23 protein-coding genes are annotated in these 19,677 nt (G+C 69.3%); 15 read left to right on the top strand and 8 right to left on the bottom strand.

Annotation, left to right across the window (positions count from 1 at the left end):
- Positions 1-38 precede the first annotated feature (38 nt).
- From EHO50_RS15750 to EHO50_RS15770, 5 genes are all read left to right on the top strand, one after another.
- The gene (locus EHO50_RS15750; RefSeq protein ID WP_128430790.1) at positions 39-533 is read left to right on the top strand and encodes a MarR family winged helix-turn-helix transcriptional regulator; all 495 of its coding nucleotides are present in this window, start codon (positions 39-41) and stop codon (positions 531-533) included.
- A 152-nt stretch (positions 534-685) separates the two neighbouring features.
- Positions 686-1,294 carry a DsbA family protein gene (locus EHO50_RS15755; RefSeq protein ID WP_128430791.1) on the top strand — a complete coding sequence of 203 codons (609 nt, stop codon included), beginning with the start codon at positions 686-688 and terminating at the stop codon, positions 1,292-1,294.
- A 46-nt stretch (positions 1,295-1,340) separates the two neighbouring features.
- Entirely contained in the window at positions 1,341-2,147 is an 807-nt protein-coding gene (locus tag EHO50_RS15760; RefSeq protein ID WP_128430792.1) for an MBL fold metallo-hydrolase, read from the top strand.
- A 2-nt stretch (positions 2,148-2,149) separates the two neighbouring features.
- Positions 2,150-2,560, top strand: coding sequence for a nuclear transport factor 2 family protein (locus EHO50_RS15765; protein ID WP_128430793.1), 411 nt, complete (start codon positions 2,150-2,152; stop codon positions 2,558-2,560).
- Positions 2,561-2,668: 108 nt separating this feature from the next.
- Positions 2,669-2,863, top strand: coding sequence for a nuclear transport factor 2 family protein (locus EHO50_RS15770; protein ID WP_246101182.1), 195 nt, complete (start codon positions 2,669-2,671; stop codon positions 2,861-2,863).
- 470 nt (positions 2,864-3,333) lie between these two features.
- Here the strand turns inward: EHO50_RS15770 and EHO50_RS15780 are convergent, their stop codons facing one another.
- The gene (locus EHO50_RS15780) at positions 3,334-4,026 is read right to left on the bottom strand and encodes a TetR/AcrR family transcriptional regulator (protein WP_128430794.1); all 693 of its coding nucleotides are present in this window, start codon (positions 4,024-4,026) and stop codon (positions 3,334-3,336) included.
- Positions 4,027-4,127: 101 nt separating this feature from the next.
- Between EHO50_RS15780 and EHO50_RS15785 the strand changes: the two genes are divergently transcribed.
- The 6 genes from EHO50_RS15785 to EHO50_RS15810 all read left to right on the top strand — a co-directional run bounded on the left by EHO50_RS15785 (position 4,128) and on the right by EHO50_RS15810 (position 8,449).
- Positions 4,128-5,066 carry an NADP-dependent oxidoreductase gene (locus EHO50_RS15785; RefSeq protein ID WP_128430795.1) on the top strand — a complete coding sequence of 313 codons (939 nt, stop codon included), beginning with the start codon at positions 4,128-4,130 and terminating at the stop codon, positions 5,064-5,066.
- A gap of 31 nt (positions 5,067-5,097) precedes the next feature.
- On the top strand, positions 5,098-5,778 hold the full coding sequence (locus EHO50_RS15790; protein WP_128430796.1) for an SDR family NAD(P)-dependent oxidoreductase: 681 nt from the start codon (positions 5,098-5,100) through the stop codon (positions 5,776-5,778).
- A gap of 79 nt (positions 5,779-5,857) precedes the next feature.
- Positions 5,858-6,229 (top strand): DoxX family protein, encoded by a 372-nt coding sequence (locus tag EHO50_RS15795; protein ID WP_128430797.1) that lies wholly within the window; start codon positions 5,858-5,860, stop codon positions 6,227-6,229.
- Positions 6,230-6,279: 50 nt separating this feature from the next.
- Positions 6,280-6,918: an NAD(P)-dependent oxidoreductase gene (locus EHO50_RS15800; protein ID WP_128430798.1), complete on the top strand. Its 639-nt coding sequence runs from the start codon at positions 6,280-6,282 to the stop codon at positions 6,916-6,918.
- Positions 6,919-6,933: 15 nt separating this feature from the next.
- The gene (locus tag EHO50_RS15805; protein ID WP_128430799.1) at positions 6,934-7,956 is read left to right on the top strand and encodes an LLM class flavin-dependent oxidoreductase; all 1,023 of its coding nucleotides are present in this window, start codon (positions 6,934-6,936) and stop codon (positions 7,954-7,956) included.
- A gap of 277 nt (positions 7,957-8,233) precedes the next feature.
- On the top strand, positions 8,234-8,449 hold the full coding sequence (locus EHO50_RS15810; RefSeq protein ID WP_164904859.1) for a hypothetical protein: 216 nt from the start codon (positions 8,234-8,236) through the stop codon (positions 8,447-8,449).
- A gap of 165 nt (positions 8,450-8,614) precedes the next feature.
- Here the strand turns inward: EHO50_RS15810 and EHO50_RS15815 are convergent, their stop codons facing one another.
- The 3 genes from EHO50_RS15815 to EHO50_RS15825 all read right to left on the bottom strand — a co-directional run bounded on the left by EHO50_RS15815 (position 8,615) and on the right by EHO50_RS15825 (position 10,673).
- Entirely contained in the window at positions 8,615-9,754 is a 1,140-nt protein-coding gene (locus EHO50_RS15815; protein ID WP_128430801.1) for an ABC transporter substrate-binding protein, read from the bottom strand.
- Between the two features lie 129 nt (positions 9,755-9,883).
- Positions 9,884-10,108: an MBL fold metallo-hydrolase gene (locus EHO50_RS15820; RefSeq protein ID WP_128430802.1), complete on the bottom strand. Its 225-nt coding sequence runs from the start codon at positions 10,106-10,108 to the stop codon at positions 9,884-9,886.
- Between the two features lie 352 nt (positions 10,109-10,460).
- The gene (locus EHO50_RS15825; RefSeq protein ID WP_128430803.1) at positions 10,461-10,673 is read right to left on the bottom strand and encodes a hypothetical protein; all 213 of its coding nucleotides are present in this window, start codon (positions 10,671-10,673) and stop codon (positions 10,461-10,463) included.
- Between the two features lie 531 nt (positions 10,674-11,204).
- On the opposite strand from EHO50_RS15825, the gene dctA reads away from it, so the two are divergent.
- The 4 genes from dctA (at position 11,205) to EHO50_RS15845 (ending at position 15,929) form a co-directional block, all read left to right on the top strand.
- A complete protein-coding gene (gene dctA, locus EHO50_RS15830) occupies positions 11,205-12,629 on the top strand; it encodes a C4-dicarboxylate transporter DctA (protein ID WP_246101183.1) in 1,425 nt (474 codons plus the stop codon).
- Positions 12,629-13,780 (top strand): glycerate kinase, encoded by a 1,152-nt coding sequence (locus tag EHO50_RS15835; RefSeq protein WP_128430804.1) that lies wholly within the window; start codon positions 12,629-12,631, stop codon positions 13,778-13,780. The genes dctA and EHO50_RS15835 overlap by 1 nt, the downstream gene beginning before the upstream one ends.
- Before the next feature lie 42 nt (positions 13,781-13,822).
- Positions 13,823-14,722, top strand: coding sequence for a LysR family transcriptional regulator (locus EHO50_RS15840; RefSeq protein ID WP_128430805.1), 900 nt, complete (start codon positions 13,823-13,825; stop codon positions 14,720-14,722).
- A 112-nt stretch (positions 14,723-14,834) separates the two neighbouring features.
- A complete protein-coding gene (locus EHO50_RS15845) occupies positions 14,835-15,929 on the top strand; it encodes a tartrate dehydrogenase (protein WP_128430806.1) in 1,095 nt (364 codons plus the stop codon).
- A gap of 746 nt (positions 15,930-16,675) precedes the next feature.
- On the opposite strand, the gene EHO50_RS44015 is transcribed toward EHO50_RS15845, so the two are convergent.
- The 4 genes from EHO50_RS44015 to EHO50_RS15865 all read right to left on the bottom strand — a co-directional run bounded on the left by EHO50_RS44015 (position 16,676) and on the right by EHO50_RS15865 (position 19,613).
- Complete coding sequence (locus EHO50_RS44015) at positions 16,676-16,846, bottom strand: nuclear transport factor 2-like protein (RefSeq protein WP_164904860.1); 171 nt, start codon at positions 16,844-16,846, stop codon at positions 16,676-16,678.
- A gap of 249 nt (positions 16,847-17,095) precedes the next feature.
- The gene (locus EHO50_RS15855) at positions 17,096-17,509 is read right to left on the bottom strand and encodes an ester cyclase (RefSeq protein ID WP_128430807.1); all 414 of its coding nucleotides are present in this window, start codon (positions 17,507-17,509) and stop codon (positions 17,096-17,098) included.
- Between the two features lie 121 nt (positions 17,510-17,630).
- Positions 17,631-18,581: an alpha/beta fold hydrolase gene (locus tag EHO50_RS15860; protein ID WP_128430808.1), complete on the bottom strand. Its 951-nt coding sequence runs from the start codon at positions 18,579-18,581 to the stop codon at positions 17,631-17,633.
- Positions 18,582-18,848: 267 nt separating this feature from the next.
- A complete protein-coding gene (locus tag EHO50_RS15865; protein WP_128430809.1) occupies positions 18,849-19,613 on the bottom strand; it encodes a 3-oxoacyl-ACP reductase family protein in 765 nt (254 codons plus the stop codon).
- Positions 19,614-19,677: the final 64 nt, after the last annotated feature.

Here is a 19,677-nt window from a genome sequence, read left to right on the forward strand (position 1 = left end):
TACGGTGGTGCCGGGACGACGAGAGGGGCGGCGCGGCCGTGGGTGAGGAAACGGGGATCGGGACGGCGAAGGATGCCGCCGACCATGAGCTGATCCTGGCGTTCGGGCGGTTGCAGGGGGCGGCGAACCGGCTGGAGTACATCCTCGGCCGGGCCCTTGAGGTGGAGTGCGGCATCAGCCATCTGGTCTTCGAGGTGCTGCTGATCCTCGGACGGGCGGGCGAGCCCGGGTTGTCCATGCGGGCCATCGCCCAGGAACAGGTCCTCACGACCGGCGGCGCCACCCGGCTGGTGGATCGCATGGAGACGGCTGGTCTCGTGACGCGCGCGGAGTCCCCCGACGACCGGCGTGGGAAGCTGGTGCGCCTGACCCCGCTGGGCGAGGAGACCGCCGTACGCGCTGCCAGGGTGCACCTGGAGAACATCAGGCGGTACTTCGTGGAGCCCCTCCCGGCGGCGGACCGCGAGCGGTTCGCGGAGGATCTGCGCATCCTCAGCCACACAGCCCGGGACGTACTGCCTCGACTTCCCTGAACCGCGGACCGGCGCCAGCGCGGGTCTGATGGCGTTGGTCGCACTCCTGTGTCCCAGTTCACACAGGTCGAGAAATATCTGATGAGTCAGCTACTGTTTGGTCAGGTGAATCGCTCGCAGTCGGCGGGCGCCCTTCTCTGCCGAGGTCCTCGATGAAGCTCGTCTACGTCTTCGACGCCTATTGCGGCTGGTCGCACGGATTCACCGCGACTCTGCGCGAGATCACCTCGCGCCATCCCGACCTGCCGGTCGAGGTGGTCTCCGGCGGTCTGTTCACCGGGCCGCGCCGGGTGCCGATCCGTGAGTTCGGGTACGTCCAGGGCGCGAACGCCAAGATCGCCGAGTTGACCGGTGCCACATTCGGCCAGGCGTACGAGGAGTTGATCGCCGACGGCTCGTTCGTGATGGACTCCGAGGCCGCCGCCCGCGGTGTCGCGGCACTGCGCCAGGTGGCCCCCGACCGTGCGGCGGAGCTGGCTGCGGCCTTGCAGCACGCCTTCTACGTCGACGGACTGAGCCTGTCGGAGGCGGCCACCTACCGGACGGTCGCCCAGGCGGCCGGGCTCGACTCCGATGCCGTCGTCGCCGCCTTCGAAGCGCCCGAGGCGCAGACCGCGGCCCGCGACGACCTCCGCCGCGCGGCCCAGCTCGGGGTCACCGGGTTCCCCACCCTGATGGCCGTCGACGGCGACTCCGTCACCCCGCTCGCCTACGGCCACGCCACCGCCGACGAGGCCGACGAACGCCTCGCCGCTCACTGAGCTTTCCCCGTCCCCACCCCATCCCTTGCGAAAAGGAGCGCCTGGCATGAGCACTCTCGACTTCAAGGTCCTCGACCTGGACTTCCCGGCCGGCAGCAAGAACAAGACCGCCACCCTCGTCACGGGTGAGAACGAGGCGCTGCTGGTGGACGCCGGCTTCACCCGCGCCGACGGCCACCGTCTGGCCGCCGAGATCCTCGACTCGGGCAAGAAGCTGACCACCGTGTTCGTCAGCCACGGCGACCCCGACTTCTACTTCGGCGCAGAGATCCTTGCCGACGCCTTCCCCGAGGCGAAGTTCGTCGCCACGCCGATCGTCATCGAGCACATCAAGCATTCCTACGAGGGCAAGCTGAAGGCCTGGGCGGCGCTCGGCCCGAACCTCCCCACCCGCCTGGTCGACCTTGAGCCGCTGACCGGCGACCTCACCCTGGAGGGCCACCGCTTCGAGCTCAAGGGTGGCTCCGAGGAACTGTCCGACCGGCACTACCTGTGGCAGGCCGAGTCCCGCGCCGTCCTCGGCGGTGTCCTGCTCTTCCAGCAGGAGCACGTCTGGGTCGCCGACACCGCCACCCCCGCTTCCCGTGCCGCCTGGATCAAGCTGCTGGACGAGATGGCCGCCCTCGCCCCGGAGCTGGTCGTCCCCGGCCACCGCCTGCCCGGCACCGCGGCCGACGTCTCCGCCATCACCGCCACGCGTGACTATCTCGTCGCTTTCGAGGAGGAGCTCGGCAAGGCGGCCGACGGCGCCGCGCTGACTGAGGCGCTCGTCCAGCGCTACCCGGACAACGGCATGCTGATCGCCGCGCAGATCGGGGCGAAGGTCGCCAAGGGCGAGATGAAGTGGGGCTGAGCATGAGCGAGTTCGCCACTTCTACGGCCCCCGCCGACGTCGTACGCCGCCAGTACCTGGCCTCGGCCGCGGGCGACCTGGAGGCCCTGCGCGCCACTCTCGCGCCCGACGTGGAGTGGACCGAGATGGCCGGCTTCCCGCTCGCCGGCACCTACCGCACCCCCGACGGCGTCACGTCGAACGTGATGGAGAAGCTCGGCCAGGACTGGGACGGCTGGGCAGCCCACGACGACACCTATGTCGTCGACGGCGAGAACATCGTCGTCCTCGCCCGCTACACCGCGACCAACAAGGCCACCGGCAAGCCGATCGACGTCCGCGTCGCCCACCACTTCGTCGTACGCGGCGGCCTGATCGTGCGGTTCGAGCAGTTCGTCGACACCGCCCTCGTCCGAGACGCCATGACGGACTGACGCGTTCCGTACCACCGCACGGCAGGAGATCCTCATGTCCGCTGACGACAACAAGGCGCTGGAGATCGCCTTCTATTAAGTCCACTGGCTGCGCGGGCAGTTCCCCGAGTGCGCCTGGACATCAAGCGCGCGATCGCCGAAGGGGACCTGGTGGTCCACCCACAGCAACCAGCACCTGAGCCCGGCGACCGCGGAATGGCCGTCGCGGACTTCTGGCGCGTCGCCGACGGGAAGATCATCGAGCACTGGGACGTGATCCAGGAGGTGCCGGAGAAGAGCGTCAACCACAACACCATGTTCTGAGGTCCGCGGCGGCATCCGCGCCGGATCTTCGACCCCCTGCGGGAACGGTTCAACGCCCGCGGTATACCCTCCCGCGCGGTGCAGTTGCCCCCCAGTAACCCGGACAGCGCCGCGACATGAGAACTGACCGAGGACGTCGCGACCGTACGCGTCGAGATCGACTCCGTCGACGGGCCCGTCGTTCTGGCCGCCCACTCCAACGGCGGCGTCCCCGGGACCTGGGCCGCCGCCGATTGCGGCCAGGTCACCGAACTCGTCCACATCGCCGCCTTCGCGCTGGAACCGGGCGTCTCCATGATGAAGTGGATCGGCGGAGACTTCCCGCCCACCTGGATCCACTCGCCCGACGGCATGGGGCGTCTGTGCACCCAGATCGCCATCATCTGCGTGCGGGCGGAGCGGGGCGGTCATCCGTTTTCGGCAGACGTCCGCCTCGGCGCGAACGCGTGCTGCTGGCCGAGGCCGTCACTCTAGGCGGTGCCCGGGCCGGTGCGTGACAGGCGGACCATGGCGCGGTAGAGAGCCCTGGGCTTTGGGGCTTCGGGCACTGTGGGAAGCGGTGCGCCGGGGGCGGCGTAGGAGCGGAGCATGTGGCCGACGAGGCGGCGCCAGGTGTCGGGGGCGTCCTCGCCGGCGGCGGCGAGGACGCCGGCGTTGGCCATCTGCAGGATGACGAGGTCCTCCGGGACGAAGTCCTCGCGGAGGTGTCCGCTGCTCTTGGCGCGGGCGATGAGTTCGAGGAATCCGTTGTACGACTCGGTGCGGCGGGCTTCCAGTGCCTTGGCCGTGGGGAAGGTCATGGTCAGGACGTCGGCGAAGCCGCGGTCGGCGGCCTGCATGGCGCAGACGGCGTGGATGTAGCCGGTGAAGCCGTGCCAGGGGTCGGGGTCGGCGAGTGCCTCGGCGACGGCGCCGGCGTAGGCGTCCATGCGGTCGGCGAAGACCGCGTTGATCAGCTCCTCCCGGGTGGCGAAGCGGCGGCTGAGCGTGGCTTTGCCGACACCTGCCTCGCGGGCGACCGAGGTCATCGAGACGCCGAGCCCTTCGGCGGCGAAGAGACGGCGGGCGGCGGCAAGGATGCGGTCGCGGTTGCGTTCGGCGTCAGCGCGCAGTCCCGTGCCGGGCTGCTGGCACGGCGTCTGGTCGGAAGACGGGGAGGTCATGCCCCCACTCTACCCAAGTGGAACGGGCGGCCCGTTTCCGTTGTACGGTGGGCTACAGTGAAAGTGGGCCGCCCGGCCCACTTAGTCCAAAGGGTGTAGTCATGCGCGCTGTAACGCTCGAATCCGTCCCCTCGGCCCCGGCCGTGACCGAGGCGGACACTCCTCGCCCGGAGGCCGGGGAATTGCTGGTCAAGGTGGCCGCCGCCTCACTGAACGGCTTCGACGTCGCCGTCGCGGCCGGCTACATGCAGGGGATGATGGAGCACCGCTTCCCGCTGGTGCTGGGCCAGGACTTCGCAGGCACCGTCGAGGCGCTCGGTGAGGGCGTGGAGGGCTTCGCGGTCGGCGACGCGGTCTTCGGTGTGGTGCTGAAGCCGTTCCTGGGCGCCGGGTCGCTGGCTGAGTACGTCACCGTGCCCGCTGGACACGGAGTCGCCCGCGTCCCCGCGGGCCTGAAGGCGGAGGATGCGGGCGCGCTGGGCGTGGCCGGGGCCACCGCCCTGGTGAGCCTGGACGCGGTTGCCCCGGCCGAGGGCGGGACGCTGCTGATCTCGGGAGCCTCCGGCGGGGTGGGCGCTCTGGCGGTGCAGCTCGCCCCAGCCCGCGGCGCGAAGGTGATCGCGACCGCCCGCCCCGGCACGCAGACCGACTTCGTCACCGGCCTGACCGACGCGGAGGTCCACGTGGTCGACTTCACCGGTGACCTTCAGGGGCAGGTCCGTGCGATCGCCCCGGAGGGCGTGGACGCGGTGCTGCACCTGGCGGGCGACGGCGCGGCGCTGGCCGCTCTGCTGCGGCCCGGCGGACAACTCGCCTCCACCACCGGCCTGACCCAGGACGACGTCAAGGGGCGCGACGTCACCGTCCACACGATCATGGCCAACCCCGACGCCCGGATCCTGACCTCCCTGGCCGAGCAGGTCGCCTCCGGTGCCCTGCGCGTGCCGGTCACCGCCACCTACCCGCTGGAGCAGGCCACGCAGGCGTTCACCGCTTTCAGCTCCGGCACCCAGGGCAAGATCGCCGTCTCCTGCTCCTGACATTCATCACTTCACGGAAAGAGTTCTGATCGTGCCCACTATTGCCATCATCGGCGCCGGCCCCGGTATGGGCCTGGCCATCGCGCGCACCTTCGGCAGCCGCGGCTTCGACGTCGCCCTGATCTCCCGCACCAAGGAGAAGCTTCAGACGCTGGTCGGGCGGCTCGGCCAGGAAGGCATCACCGCCGAGGCGTTCACCGCCGACGTCCTGGACCGGCCCTCCCTGACCGCCGCCCTGGACGCCGTGAAGGCCCGCTTCGGCAGCATCGACGTACTGGAGTACTCGCCGGCCCCGCACTCCCCGGTGGCCGGCCTCACCATGGTCGCCCCCTCGGAGGCGACGGTGGACGACCTGCAGCCGCAGATCGAGTACGTCTTCTACGGCGCCGTCACCGCCGCCCAGGCGGTCCTGCCCGCGATGAGGGAGGCGGGCGCCGGCACCCTGCTGTTCACCACCGGCGGTGGCTCGGTGGACCCCATTCCCATGCTCGGCAACGTCAACGCCGCCGCGGCAGCTCTGCGCAACTGGGTCATCAACCTGGACAAGGAGCTGGCCGGCAGCGGCGTGCACGCCGCGCACGTGGCGATCAACGTCTGGATCGGTGACGGCGGACCGGAGGGCATCCCGACGGCCACGCCCGAGCAGATCGCCCCCCTGTACTGGGACCTGCACGAAGACCGCGACCGCTCCGAGGCCGTCTTCAACGCCTGACCGGCTGGTCCACCCCGCTCCCGGGAAGGAGCATCCGCCCCCTCCCTACCCTGTCCCCTTCCCCGTAAGGAATGAGTACGTGAACGTCTTCTTGTGGATCGTGCAGGCCGTGCTGGCCGCCATGTTCGCCATGGCCGGCGTCATGAAGTCCACCCAGCCCAAGGACAAGCTGGCCGGACAGCTGCCCTGGACGGCCGACTTCTCCCAGGGCACCGTCCGCCTCATCGGCATCGTGGAGTTCGCCGCCGCGCTCGGACTGATCCTGCCTGCGGCCACCGACATAGCCCCCGTGCTGACCCCGCTGGCCGCGACCGGCCTGATCGTGGTGATGGTGCTGGCCGCGATCACCCACGCCCGCCGCAAGGAACCCAGCGCGATCGCCTTCAACGCCGTCCTGCTGATCCTGGCCGCCCTGGTGGCCTGGGGCCGCTTCGGGCCGTACAGCTTCTGACCCTCTCCGTCTTACCTCAACCTTCTGACCGCCACCGCGAGGAACCCCTGATGCGTGTCACCGTCTTCGGCGCGACCGGCGGCATCGGCCGCCTGGTCGTCCAGCAGCTCCTGGACGGCGGCCGCCAGGTCACCGCCCTGGTCCGCACCCCCGCCAAGCTCGCCCTGAACCACTCCCATCTCACGGTCGTCACCGGGCAGTTGTCCGACCGCGATGCCGTCGAGCAGGCCGTCAGTGGTGCCGACGCGGTGATCAGTGCGCTTGGCCCGTCCTTGAAGCGGTTCACGACCGGCACCCAGGTGACCGACGGCACCCGCACCATCGTGCAGGCCATGCAGGCGCAGAAGGTGGACCGGTTCATCGGCCTGGCCACGCCCTCACTGGCCGATCCGCGCGACAGGCCCCACTGGAAGCACAAGGTGCTGCCCGTCATGGCCGGGTTGATGTTCCCCAACGCGCTGGCCGAGCTGAAGGGCATGACCGAGGCCGTCACCGGCTCCGATCTCGACTACACCATCGCCCGCATCACCAACCCGACGAACAAGCCCGCCACCGGCCGCATCCGCTCCGGATTCCTCGGCCACGACAAGGTCGCCTCCGCCATGACCCGCGCCGACATCGCCGCTTTCCTCGTCTCCCAGCTCACCGACACCCGCTACCGGCGGGCCATGCCCGTCATCAGCAACTGAGGCCAGGAACCCGACATGACCTTCGAACTCGGCGTCTACTCCTTCGGTAACACCCCGCGCCTGCCAGACGGCAGCCGCGGCCCCACCGCCCAGGCCCTGCGCGATGTGCTGGAGGCCATCAAGCTCGCCGACGAGGTGGGTCTGGACTTCTTCGGGGTGGGCGAGCACCACATGCGGGCGATGCCGCTGTCCTCGCCCACCTCGGTGGTCAACGCCGCCGCGGCCTCCACCAGCCGGATCAAGCTCAGCACCGCGGTGACCGTGCTGTCGACCGACGACCCGATCCGGGTGTTCCAGCAGCTCGCGACCGCCGCGTCCCTGGCTCCGGGACGCATCGAGTTGGTCGCCGGACGCGGTTCGTCGACGATCACGTTCCCGCTGTTCGACTACGAAGAGCGCGACTACGACATGCTGTACGCCTCCAAACTGGACCTGCTGATGGCGGTCAACGCCGGCGAGAGCGTCACCTGGCGCGGCCCGCACCGCAGGCGGCCGCTGCAGGACGTCACCGTCTTTCCCCGCCCCGAGGAGCCGCTGAAGATCTGGCTGGGCACCGGCGGCAGCCCGGATTCGGTGTCCCGTGCCGTGGAGTTGGGGCTGCCGATGTTCCTCGGCATCCTCGGTGGCACCCCCGAGCACTGGGCGCGCTACGGGCACGCCTACCGCGCCGCCTGGGCCCAGGCCGGTCACCCCACAGAGCGGGCCGACATCGCGGTCGCCGTGCACGGGTTCGTCGCCGACACCGGCGACAAGGCCCGGTCGACCTACCTGGACCACGAGCACCGCATGATGGCCGAGGGCATGGCCGAACTGGGCCGCCCCGCCCCCTCCCGCGCCGCGAACTACGGCCCCGACGGCATGGTCTTCGTCGGCAGCCCCGACGAGATCGCCGACCGCATCCTCCACCTGCACGGACTCCTCGGCCACACCCGCCAGATCCTGCAGATGGACGTCGGCGGTATGCCGCAGCGCGACTTCCTGCGCGCCATCGAACTGCTCGGCACGAAGGTGCTCCCCCTGATACGCGCCGCCCACTGAACCTCCGGCCAAGGAGCCCGCGAATGCCGCCTGACCATCTGATGATGCGCGCAGTCCAGTACGACCGATACGGAGGCCCCGAAGTGCTCTCCGTCCATACCGTCCCACGTCCGTCCCCCGGGCTGGGCCAGGTGCTCATTCGGGTCCACGCGTCCAGCGCCACCTGGTCGAAACGAGGACCCGCTCCGGCGCGATGCGTCTGATGACTGGGCGACGCTTCCCCACGGGAACGATGAAGCGCAGGGTCGCGGGGGTGCTGGTCGCGGGTGGACTCTCCATGGCAACTCTGCTGGGCGCCAGCGGAGCTGCCGGTGCGGCCGGCTCCTTCTCGGTGACCGGTAGCGGACCGACGCCGCAGGCGGCGAACGACGCTGCGGCGGCGACCGCGAGCGCTGCCTGTGGCGGCCGCTACGTCTACGACAGCCAGGGCAGCCTCGTCGGGAACTCGGGCGGAACCTGGTGGACCGCCACCATGTGGATCGAGTGCATCTGACACCGGGTAACCGCCGTCAGGCAGGCGGATGAACCCCTGACCCGAACAGGGCTCTACGACGAAGGTAATGGGCATCCCCACCCGCCGAAGGGCTGGTGGGGATGCGAGACGTCGTTATACGGCCCGGAATCCTTCGGGCCCGATCCGTACGGGGCCTGTCGGGGGTCAGGCGCCCGGGTGCAGGCCGGGCCACCCGGGTGTCGGGTCGCCCTTGACCTCGCCGAAGTAGAGGGCGAAGGTCTGCTTCAGTCGCTCGACCTCGGCCCGGTCCTCCATGAAGCGAGGGAACCCGTCCACGTTGGCGTTCGGGTACTCCCAGATCGGCTTCAGGCCGGTGGGCGGCGCGATGTCCGTGCGCACCGACCAGCTGTTGGAGGTCTGGCGCTCGGTGGACAGCTGCCAGTTGAGGTAGAGCTTGGCCGCTGTGGGGTGGGCGGCCTGTTTGAGGATCGCGATCCGCTGCCCCCATGCCATGAATGGGTGTCCGTCGGTCATCATCCAGCGGTTCGGGCTGGTGGCGAGCGGGTTGCCACCGGCGCCGACGCCGATGATCTTCTCCTTGCTGGTGACTGCGGTGCCGGGGGAGAAGGAGCCGCGGGCGAACTGCGGTTGCTGGGCGGCGAAGTCGGCCATCCAATCCCAACCGTAGGTCTCCGCGTAGAGGGCGAAGAGGTAGAGCACCGCGTCGTCGTCGTGCGGGTAGGAGGAGGCGATGGCGCCCTTCCAACGCGGGTCGACCAGGTCCAGCGGCGTCTGCGGCGCGTCGGCCCCGGCCGCCGCCACGTCGTACAGGTAGCTGAAGGCGATGACCATGCCGGCCACCCAGGCACCGTCCGGGTCCCGGAACTTCTTGTGGAGCTTGCTGAAGCCGGCGGGCTTGTAGTGCAGCAGCCGTCCCTGGCGCTTCCAGCGGGTGAAGTCGTGCAGCGTCTGCAACTGAACCACGTCGGGGACCAGGGTGTCGGTCGCGAACTGGTTGTCCACGCGGACGTCGTGGTACTTGCTGTAGTCCACGATGAGGTTGAGGTCGATCTGCGGGAACCGCTGGCGGAACGCGGTCCGGGCGCCGGCGCCGCTGCCGGAGTTGGCGAGGTCGCCGCCCGCGTAGATCACGAGCTTGCCGCCTTCGGCGATGGCGGCCTGGTACAGCTCGTCGAGGCTCCTGGTCTCCTCGGCGCCGGCGCCGCGTGCGGCTGTGGCCGGGGCGGCCGCGGCGGGGGTCGCGGTGGCGCCGAGCGCGCCGAGTCCGAGTGCGGCGCCCGCTCCGGTGGCGAGGAGATGCCGTCGACTGGGGAGGCTGGTCACTGGGGTAACCCTTTCTGCGTGGGGGCAGGGATGTTCCCGGAGTACGGGCGGCGGACCGCCTCGGCCGGGACAGCGGGAGTGGAAACGGCGAAGCCGGTGTTCTGGTACGGCGTGCTCAACAGGCCCATATCAACCCCATGTCATCTCGCCCCGGCGTCCGTGGCCGTGGCTGACGAACACGGTGATGAGCTTCTTGCCGGGATTGAGGATCTTGGCGGCGAGCCGGCGGTGTTCGCGGGTGGGACCGGCGTTGACCAGCATCGCCTCCTGCTCGCCGGTGGCGAGGGTAGCGGTCTTGTTCATGCTGCCGACCGGAAAGTCCAGGCCGAGGACTGTGAGTTCGAGCGTGCTCATCAGGGCTCTTCGCTCTTCGGTCGAGAATGGGGCTCGCTGGGTGCGAGCGGTTCACCTGATGATATCTGACGAGTCAGGTGTTCTCGTGCTGGATGCGCGCGGTGTGATCCGAGTCGCATGGCCTGCTGTGTGGTCAGGGCAGTTGGCGTGGGCGCTGCGCCCCCATGCGTCGGGTGGGATCGGATCGGCGGGGCGACGGAGACGCCGCGGTCGGGCTCGGCGCACCGTACGCCGCCGGATGGCCGCATCCAATGTCCCAGGTCAGTCGGACGGCAGCAGTCGCCTCATCAACGCCTCCTCCGGTGCACCGCCGACGCCGCGCGGCCGGTGGTGGCCGAGGTCAGTCCATGGGCTAGCGGGCCATCATCACGGCGAATTGACGGTACGTCAGGCAATAGCGGACGCGCGCGCCTGTCGCTCCCGTCAGTGCTGCCCGCCCCTCGCTCGGGCGGAGACGGTCGACGATGGATGACCTCCAGCCGACCTCGGCGAAGGACTCCTCCTCGCGGCCGGACGCGGCGAGGAGGCCGGAATACACCGGCAGCGTCACCGCCAGGCCTGTCATCGCGCGCCGGGAACTGCGGCTGCGAAGGTCACAGGCGGCTACGCAACTCACCGGGTCCCTCTGGCATCGCGCGCCACGCTCCTCAGGCGCTGCGTCCTGGCTGCGTCCCACAGCGGCATGACGCGCGCGGTCTTCTGCTTTGTCCTGTTCGGCGACGCGGATGCGCCGTTCCGAGGCGACATGGACTGGGTCACGGCAGCCTCCTGACCAGTCAGCGGCGCGTCACCCGGGGCGCGCGTCGACTGTCCTTTCTCATTGATCAAAATAAGTGGGAAGTCGGCTCCATTTACTCCTTCCCCTCAGTGTGGCGCGCGTCACCTGGTCGGCGGTGGGATCTGGCGTCGGGCCGGAGGTGAGGCAGCCCGGCACCTTGGCGACGTGGAGCCTGTGGCCGGTGTCGGTACTGATAGGCACGGCCTATACAGGGCATCGATTTTTGGTCGTGGACCCCCTGACATGTGAGCCGGTTCACTGTGGCGAAAGCTGGCGCGGACCGATCGGGCTCGGTGTCGCGCGATCAGGGAGGCTGCAATGACGCATACCCCGGGCAACGGACGAGCCGAGCAAGCCGCGCGTATCGCGGCGAAGCCGTGGTACCGGCAGTTGTACGTCCAGGTGCTGGTGGCGATCGTGATCGGCATCGTGCTGGGCTGGCAGTGGCCGGATCTGGCCACCGACATGGAGCCGATCGGCACGACGTTCATCACCGCCATGAAGATGCTGATCGGCCCGATCGTCTTCCTGACCATCATCGGCGGGATCGCCGGCGTCGCGGACCTGAAGAAGGTCGGCCGCACCGGCATCAAGGCGCTGACCTACTTCCAGGTCGGCACGATCGTCGCCCTGCTGACGGGCCTGGTGGCCATCAACCTCTTCCGGCTCGGCGACGGCGTGCACGCCGATCCGTCCACGCTGCAGACCTCGGGCGACGCGAGCCAGTACATCGAGACGGGCGAGCACCAGCACTGGTGGGAGTTCCTCACCGGCATCGTGCCGGACAGCTTCTTCGGCCCGTTCGTCGAGGGCAAGATCCTCCAGGTGATCTTCCTGGCCGTCGTCTTCGGCATCGCGATCAAGATGGTCGGCAGGACGGGCGAGCCGATCATCGCGGCCGTGGGACGCCTGACCGAGGTCGTCTTCAAGGTCCTGTCCTTCGTCATGAAGGCCGCCCCGCTGGGCGCCTTCGGCGCGATGTCCTACGCCATCGGAAAGTTCGGCCTCTCCACGCTGACCAGCCTCGGCTCGCTGATCCTCCTCTTCTACGTCACCTCCCTGCTGTTTGTGGTGGTCGTGCTCGGCGGGGTGCTCGCCCTGTACGTCCGGCTGAACATCTTCCAGCTCTTCCGCTACTTCAAGGAGGAGTTCTGGCTGATCCTCGGCACCTCGACCGCCGAGCCGGCGCTGCCCGGACTGATGCGCAAGCTGCAGTTCATGGGTGCGGAGCGGTCCACGGTCGGCCTGGTCGTGCCGACGGGCTACAGCTTCAACCTCGACGGCGCGGCGATCTACCTCTCGCTGGCCACCCTGTACATCGCCCAGGCCACCGACACTTCCCTCTCCGTCGGCCAGCAACTCGGGCTGCTGGCAGTGATGTTGCTGACGTCAAAGGGTGCGGCGGGGGTCGCTGGCGGCGGGTTCATCGCGCTCACCGCGACGCTGTCGACGGTCGGTTCCGTGCCCGCCGCGGGGATCATGCTCATCTTCGGCATCGACAAGTTCATGTCGGAGTGCCGGGCGCTCGTGAACTTCTTCGGCAATGCAGTGGCCACCTTGTTCGTTGCCAAGTGGGAGAACGGCCTGGACCTGGAGCGGGCGAGGGCGGTGCTGGCCGGCAAGGAGGGGGAGCCACCGCTCACCGCAGGGACCGATGCGGAGACCGAGGCGGAGGCCAAGCCCCGCGTCGAACTCGGCAAACAGCGCCCGGCCGTAGTGCACCCCGCCGAGGTCGCCCCCTGATGCCCGCCGTCCTGATCGCGCCGGACAAGTTCAAGGGCTCCCTCACCGCCGACGAGGCTGCCCGCGCTCTCGAACGCGGGCTACTGGAAGCCGCCCCCCGGATCCAGGTCGAGCGCCTCGCTCTGGCGGACGGGGGAGAGGGGAGCGTGGCCGCCGCCTGCGCAAGCCGGTTCAGCCCCGAGAAGATCACGGTGTCCGGGCCGACCGGCGGGCCTGCCACGGCCGAGGTCGCGGTGCACGGCCGTACCGTCCTCATCGAGGCGGCGGCCATCTGCGGACTCGGCATTCTGCCGGGCGGGCACAAGATGCCACTCACGGCCACGAGCCGGGGCGTCGGGCAGGCGATCCAGTACGCGCTGGCGGGCGAGGCGGACACGATCGTCCTCGCCCTGGGCGGGGTCGCGACCACGGACGGCGGCGCGGGCCTGCTGCAGTCCCTCGGCGCGATGCTGGCCCAGGAGGACGGCACGCCGATCGGTCCGGGCGGCGAAGGACTCGCCGATCTCCGCACGGTCGACCTCGCCGAGGCCCGCGCCGCACTCGCCGGGGTCGACCTCGTCCTGGCCACCGATGTGGACAACCCGCTTCTGGGGCCGACGGGCACGGCCGCCGTCTACGGTCCTCAGAAGGGGGCGAGCGCGGACGACGTACGGGAACTCGACTACGCGCTCGCCGGTTTCGTACGGCGACTGGAGGCGGCCGGGGTCACAGAGGCCGCAAGGCTTGCCGATGCCCCCGGGGCCGGGGCGGCCGGCGGGCTCGGGTACGCCGGGATGCTGCTGGGCGGGCGGGTGTGCTCCGGGGCCGACTACTTCCTCACTCTGCTCGGCGCCGATGAACTGCTCGCGAACGCCGACTTCGTGATCACCGGCGAGGGCAGCCTCGACGAACAGTCCCTGTCGGGCAAGCTGCCGGTCGCACTCGCGAGGCGGGCCCGGCGACTGGGCGTGGCGGTGCACGCGGTGGCCGGCCGCTGCACGCTGCCCGCGGACCGGACCGCCGCACACTTCCGCTCCGTCCAGGCCCTGACGGACCTGACCGACCAGGACTGCGCGAACGACAGCGCCCTGTCCGCGCGGCTGCTCGCCGAGTGCGGGCGGAGCCTCGCCGACCGCTGGATCGGACGCGGAGGAACGGAAACCGGCAGGTAGGCTCGCTCCGCCTGTCGTACCAGCACAGAGCGGGGAGGCGCCGTGGACGCCCGGCAACTGGAGTACTTCCTCGCCATCGTCGAGCACGGCGGTTTCAGCAAGGCCGCCGCCGCGCTCCACGTGGCCCAGCCGTCGCTGTCCCAGGCGATGGCGAACCTGGAGGCCGATCTCGGGGTGGCCCTCTTCCACCGGGTGGGGCGGGGCGTCATCCTGAGCGAGGCCGGACAGGAACTGCTGGAGCCGAGCCGGCGCGTGCTGCGGGACCTGGCCGCCGTACGGGACACCGCGGCCGCGCTCGCCGGGCTGCACGGCGGTACCGTCGAGGTCGCCACCATGCCCTCGCCCGGCATCGAGCCGCTGACGACCTTGATCCACCGTTTCGGCGAGTTGCATCCGTCGGTGACGGTGAGCACGCAGGCCGCCTTCACCCCGGACGAGGTCGTCTCCCTGGTCCGCAGCGGTGCCTGCGAACTGGGCCTGCTGGGCAGCGCCGCTCCCGTGCACCCGTCCGGGCTGGACGTCCTGCACGTCGAGGACCAGCCGTTCGTGGTCGTCGCCGCACCCGGCGGGGCGATCGAGGACGACGTCACCATCCGGCCCGAGGACCTGGCCGGGCAGAAGCTCATCGCGTCCCGCACCGGCAGCTTGATGCGCAGCATCGTCGACGACATCACCGCAGGCGGCACCGGCACGGAGATCGTGACGGTCGTCGACCACCGCACCTCGATCCTGCCGCTGGTCCTCACCGGGGTGGGTGTCGCCGTGCTGCCCTCCTCGTGGACCCGGCTGGCCCGCCGCTGCGGCGCCGTGGTCGCGCCCATCGAGCCGACCGCCCACCTTCACGTGACGATGGTCAGCCTGCCCGCGCACCTCACGCCGGCCGCGCGGGCGTTCCTCGTTCTCACCAGGTCGCTGGCGCAGCGGCGGGCACCTGCCGCCTGACGCAGGACCGATCGGCTGTGCCTATACGTCCTATCGAAAGCAGGTCTTGGACGCGCTATGACGTCGGTGTGTTGACTCGAACCGACCGCACGACAGCGAGCCGGAGGCACCCATGACCACCGCACCCCGCACGTTCCGCATCGCCGCCATCCCCGCCGACGGGGTGGGCAAGGAGGTCGTCGCCGCAGGGCGAGCCGTCCTGGACGCCCTGGCCGAGACCTCCAAGGCCTCCGCCGCCCCCTTCAACTTCGCCTGGGATGAGTTCCCCTGGGGCTGCGAGTTCTACGAGCGCACCGGCAAGATGATCGACGACGACGGCCTGGAGCAGCTCAAGGACTTCGACGCGATCTATTTCGGTGCCGTCGGCTGGCCGAGCGTGCCCGACCACATCAGCCTGTGGGGCCTGCGCCTGAAGATCTGCCAGACCTTCGACCAGTGGGCCAACGTCCGCCCCGTCAACTTCCTGCCCGGCGTGCAGAGCCCCCTGCGCAAGGCCGACCACACCGAACTCGACTGGGTCGTCGTCCGCGAGAACAGCGAGGGCGAGTACGCGGGCCTCGGCGGCCGTAACCTCTCCGGCCGCGGACCCGGCGGTGAAGTCGCCGTCCAGTCGGCCCTGTTCACCGAGGTGGGCTGCGAGCGGATCATGCGGTTCGCCTTCGACCTGGCCCGCACCCGGACGCACAAGAAGGTCTCCTCCGTCACCAAGAGCAACGCCCAGCAGTACGGCATGGTCCTGTGGGACGACGTCTTCAAGCGCGTCGCCGCCGACTACCCGGACGTCGAGACCGAGAGCGTGCTCGTGGACGCGATGTCGGCCAAGTTCGTGCTGCGCCCCGAGGATCTCTCGGTCGTCGTCGCCTCCAACCTCAATGCCGACATCCTCTCCGACCTCGGCAGCGCGCTGGCCGGCAGCCTGGGCCTCGCGGCCAGCGCCAACCTCAACCCGGAGCGCCGCTTCCCCAGCATGTTCGAGCCGGTCCACGGCTCCGCCCCGGACATCGCAGGGCAGGGCCTGGCCAACCCGATCGGCGCGGTCGGCAGCGCGGCCCTGATGCTGGAGCACTTCGGCCTGCCCGACCAGGCCACCAGGCTGTACAAGGCGATCGAGGCCACGACCACTGCGGGCATCCTCACCCGCGATGTCGGCGGCACGGCCACGACGGAGGACGTGACCAAGGCTCTGATCGACGCACTCAGCGCCTGACGGTCTGAAAGCGAGCTCTGAACGTCGTCGCGGGTCCCATGAACGCAGAGTCCCTTGGTGGCGAGCATGGACGTAACCTGGTTACGGATCGCAGCTTCGGCGTCGGTCTCCGCTCCGCCGCGCGGCAAGGCCCGCGCTCCACTCGCCGGGTGCCGGCTGCGTTTCGTCGACCGCGCGAGCGAAGGCGGGATCGGCCACCCCGGCCAGTGGGGCCGTTGGGGACGGGGACGGTACGGGGGATCGATGTCCTGCACCCCCGTCTCGCTGTCCGGCACAGCGCGGGCGGATCCTTCGACCTCGGTGCCGGAGACTTGGGCACTGGCACGCACCGTTGTGGGTAGCGGGTGTGTAGGGAAACCCTGCCCGCTGCGGCCCTTATGTCCGAGTGTTCGGCAGGGTCCTGAGCGGCGTCGCGCCGCCGTGAAGTACCGATGACTTGACGCCGTTTCGGGCGAGTCAGCTACTCAGCTGACTTCCATTTCTGGCACTTTGAGGTCGGGCGGGTAGCCCTTTGCGCGGAGCCAGGCATCGAGGGCCAGGGCGACGATGTCTCCGTGCGGTAAGTCGGTGTCGGCGTTGCAGCGGCGGATCCGGCGCTGGAGCTGGAGGACGTCGGGGACGGCGTAGTTGAGCTGTCCCCGCGTTTGGTGTGCCGGTTGCTGATGACGTCCAGAGTTGTCTTTCTTTGCTCGACATCTCTCTCCTTGATCCTCTCGGCCGCGCAGTGTGAGACAGGGTCGTTCCTCTTACAGTCCCGCCTCGGCGAGCACATCGGTCGCACGGGAGTCGTAGTACTCATCGATCCTGCTGATCAGACCGTCGGGACTGAGCTCGACACGCATGAAGTCAGGAAGCCGTAACCGACTGCCCGTGAGGAGAGCCGTGAGGGTGTGCTGGAGGAACACCTGCTGACCCACCGCCGTAGCCGCTTCCTCAGCCTTCCTTCTGTTGTAAATGGCCTGTTGTTGGGCGCGTTTTGTTTGGGTAGGTGACGAATGGAGCGAGCGCCTCCGATATGTCGTCAGACGGCCTTCAGGAGCCAACAGGGCAACAGAGTGGGCCATGAGAACCTCCGGCGAAGCGTCTGTGGGGCGGTCAACTTCTGCTCTTCGCCGGGGTCCTTGTCTGGTCCGCTCACGCCGCGCTGATGCATCCTTGCTGCTGCCTCAGCCGGTGAGCTGCATCTGCAGTTGCAGCAGTTCTTCGACGTGCCGGATCTCGACGATCCGGCCGTCGACCACCCGAGCGAGGTCGATGCCGGAGCAGGTCACGTCACGGCCGGTCGCGGGCAGTCCGAACCATGGGCCGGTGTGGGTAGCTGTGATCACCCACTGGGAGACGACCCAGCCGTCGTCTGTCTCGGCCTGGTAGACGATCTCGTGGTGAGCGTTGGTGAACCCGTCGCGCATGGCAGCGACCATCCTCTTCATTCCCTCGATCGCCGACGGAGCCCCTGGGGGCAGGTTGTGGTCGATGAGATCAGGCGAGACCAGGGTGTCCAGCGCAGCGATATCGCCCGCGTCGAAGGCGGCGAATACGCGAGTAGGAACATCGCGGACGGAAGTGGGTTGGCTGTGCATCAGGGGTTTCCTCTCACTTCGGTGTGTCGGCTGTCGAGGTCGCCGTCCGGGGACCGTGCGAGCTCTGCATCGGACGGTCCCCGGACGTCATGTGGTCATGTGGCCGTGTGGTGCTTTTTGGTCAGGAGGTGGGGGTGGGGTAGAAGGCGTTGATCTCGGCCAGGACGCGGTCGGGTGCTTCGTGGAGGAGGAAGTGTCCGGCGCCGGGGACGTCGGCGGAGGTGGCGTGGGGGGCGGCGTCCTGGAGGGGTGGCAGGACCATGTCGGCGAGGCCGGCCTGGGTGATCATGCGGACCGGGATGGTCAGCGGGGTCTCCTGGAGTTTGGTGTTGTCGGCCTCGTCCTGGGTCTCGGTCCGGTAGAGCTCGAAGCCGGCGTGCAGGACCTGGGGGCGGGAGAACAGCCGGACGAACTCGGCCAGTTCGTCGTCGGACACGTTCTCGCCGGCGGTCCTCATCCCCTGGAAGAAGTGGGTCAGGAAGGTTTCGACCCGGCCGGTGACCAGTTCCTCGGCGAGCGGGTTCTGCTTGTTGAAGGAGAAGTGCCAGAACATCGACTCGATGGTGGCGAACTTCAGGTTCTTGCCGGTCAGGCCGTAGTCCATGAGGAACAGGCCCGACACCTGCTCGCGGTACTGGGCGGCCAATGGGTAGGCGACGCTGACGCCGAAGTCGTGGGCGACGACGTGTACGTTCTCGCGGTGGCCGAGGTGGTTGAGCAGCTTGTGGATGTACGTGGCCAGGACCGCCTTGGTCCTGGAGGACGGGTTTCCGGTCGAGTCGCCCATGCCCGGCAGGTCGATGGCGATGACGGTGCGGCCGGGCAGCAGTGAGGGCATGACCTGGCGGTACTCGTACCAGCTCTGCGGCCAGCCGTGCAGCAGCACCATGACCTGCGGGCCGTCGCCTCCGATGACGTAGTGCATCTGCACGTCGTCGATGGTGGTGAAGCCATGCCGGAAGAGCTTGTTGAACTCGTCGTCGTCCTTGGTCGCCGCGTCGTAGCCGGGGCTGAGCGGCTCCTCCGACCCGACGGCTACGGCGGTCGTGGAGGCTGTGGTGGAAGCGTTCATGATGGTGGTAAGTCCTTTTAGTAGGGGGGTAGTAGCGGATTCGTCGCGCGCAGCGGTGCGGGTGGAGGCCGGTGGCGTGCGACGCCTTCGTGAGGGCGTCCGGTGGTTGTTCGGTCGCAAAAGTGGACTGCGCCAGGAACGGCCGGTGGGGTCGCGTCGTTGGCGGCCTGCTGCGTGACGTGTTCGACGTTGGCGCCGGTCGAGAACTCTGCGTCGATCGCGGGCACCGGGATGTTCAGGTGGATTGCGGCCGCCGGGGATAGGGCCTCAGACAGAGGAGCCGCCGTCGACGTTCCAGGTGCTGCCGGAGACGAAGTGGGCTTCGGGGCCGGCGAGGTAGGCGACGGCGCTGGCGATGTCGGCGGGCTTGCCGTAGTGGCCGACCGTGGTGAGCTGCCTCATCCATTCCGCGGCCGGGCCGGAGTCGGGGTTCATGTCCGTGTCGGTGGGGCCGGGCTGCACGGTGTTGACGGTGATGCCGCGCGGACCGAGTTCGCGGGCCAGGCCGCGGGTGAAACCGGCGACGGCGGCCTTGGTCAGGGCGTAGACGCTTATGCCGGGCTGGGGGGCGCGGTCGGCGCTGACGCTGCCGATGGTGATGATGCGACCGCCCTGGCCGAGATGGGCGGCGGCGGCCTGGACGGCGCTGAACACGCCCCGGACGTTGACCGCGATGATCCGGTCGAACTCCTCGAGCGTGAAGTCCTCGATCGGCGCGGCGTATGTGACGGCGGCGTTGTTGACGAGGATGTCGAGTCCGCCGAAGTGCTGGGTGGTGCGGCTGACCGCTGCCCGGACGGCTTCGTGGTCCGCGTTGTCCGCCTGTACGGCCAGGGCACTCGTCGCCTCGGCCACGGCGTCGGCCTGGTCCTTGGCACTGGTGTAGGTGAAGGCGACCTGGGCGCCGTCGGCGGTCAGGCGGCGCACGATCGCGGCACCGATGCCCCGGGACCCGCCTGTGACCAGGGCGGTTTTGCCGTCGAGGGGCCGTATGTCGGACTGGGTGGTGCCGGGGGCGGGCTGGGCGCTCATAGGGGTCTCCGATGTCTTCGACACTGCATTTACGAACCGAACCGCTCGGTTACTATAATCATGG

Source organism: Streptomyces cyaneus (assembly GCF_004028635.1).
Lineage (GTDB): Bacteria > Actinomycetota > Actinomycetes > Streptomycetales > Streptomycetaceae > Streptomyces > Streptomyces cyaneus.

Coding starts and splice junctions, on each gene's coding strand:
- EHO50_RS15865 (WP_128430809.1), bottom strand. CDS start 19,613: ATGAGCGCCCAGCCCGCCCCCGGCACCACCCAGTCCGACATACGGCCC.
- EHO50_RS15820 (WP_128430802.1), bottom strand. CDS start 10,108: ATGAGCACGCTCGAACTCACAGTCCTCGGCCTGGACTTTCCGGTCGGC.
- EHO50_RS15855 (WP_128430807.1), bottom strand. CDS start 17,509: ATGCACAGCCAACCCACTTCCGTCCGCGATGTTCCTACTCGCGTATTC.
- EHO50_RS15780 (WP_128430794.1), bottom strand. CDS start 4,026: ATGACCTCCCCGTCTTCCGACCAGACGCCGTGCCAGCAGCCCGGCACG.
- EHO50_RS15810 (WP_164904859.1), top strand. CDS start 8,234: ATGGCAACTCTGCTGGGCGCCAGCGGAGCTGCCGGTGCGGCCGGCTCC.
- EHO50_RS15835 (WP_128430804.1), top strand. CDS start 12,629: ATGCCCGCCGTCCTGATCGCGCCGGACAAGTTCAAGGGCTCCCTCACC.
- dctA (WP_246101183.1), top strand. CDS start 11,205: ATGACGCATACCCCGGGCAACGGACGAGCCGAGCAAGCCGCGCGTATC.
- EHO50_RS15800 (WP_128430798.1), top strand. CDS start 6,280: ATGCGTGTCACCGTCTTCGGCGCGACCGGCGGCATCGGCCGCCTGGTC.
- EHO50_RS15785 (WP_128430795.1), top strand. CDS start 4,128: ATGCGCGCTGTAACGCTCGAATCCGTCCCCTCGGCCCCGGCCGTGACC.
- EHO50_RS15825 (WP_128430803.1), bottom strand. CDS start 10,673: ATGACAGGCCTGGCGGTGACGCTGCCGGTGTATTCCGGCCTCCTCGCC.
- EHO50_RS15760 (WP_128430792.1), top strand. CDS start 1,341: ATGAGCACTCTCGACTTCAAGGTCCTCGACCTGGACTTCCCGGCCGGC.
- EHO50_RS15845 (WP_128430806.1), top strand. CDS start 14,835: ATGACCACCGCACCCCGCACGTTCCGCATCGCCGCCATCCCCGCCGAC.
- EHO50_RS15860 (WP_128430808.1), bottom strand. CDS start 18,581: ATGAACGCTTCCACCACAGCCTCCACGACCGCCGTAGCCGTCGGGTCG.
- EHO50_RS15755 (WP_128430791.1), top strand. CDS start 686: ATGAAGCTCGTCTACGTCTTCGACGCCTATTGCGGCTGGTCGCACGGA.
- EHO50_RS15805 (WP_128430799.1), top strand. CDS start 6,934: ATGACCTTCGAACTCGGCGTCTACTCCTTCGGTAACACCCCGCGCCTG.
- EHO50_RS15765 (WP_128430793.1), top strand. CDS start 2,150: ATGAGCGAGTTCGCCACTTCTACGGCCCCCGCCGACGTCGTACGCCGC.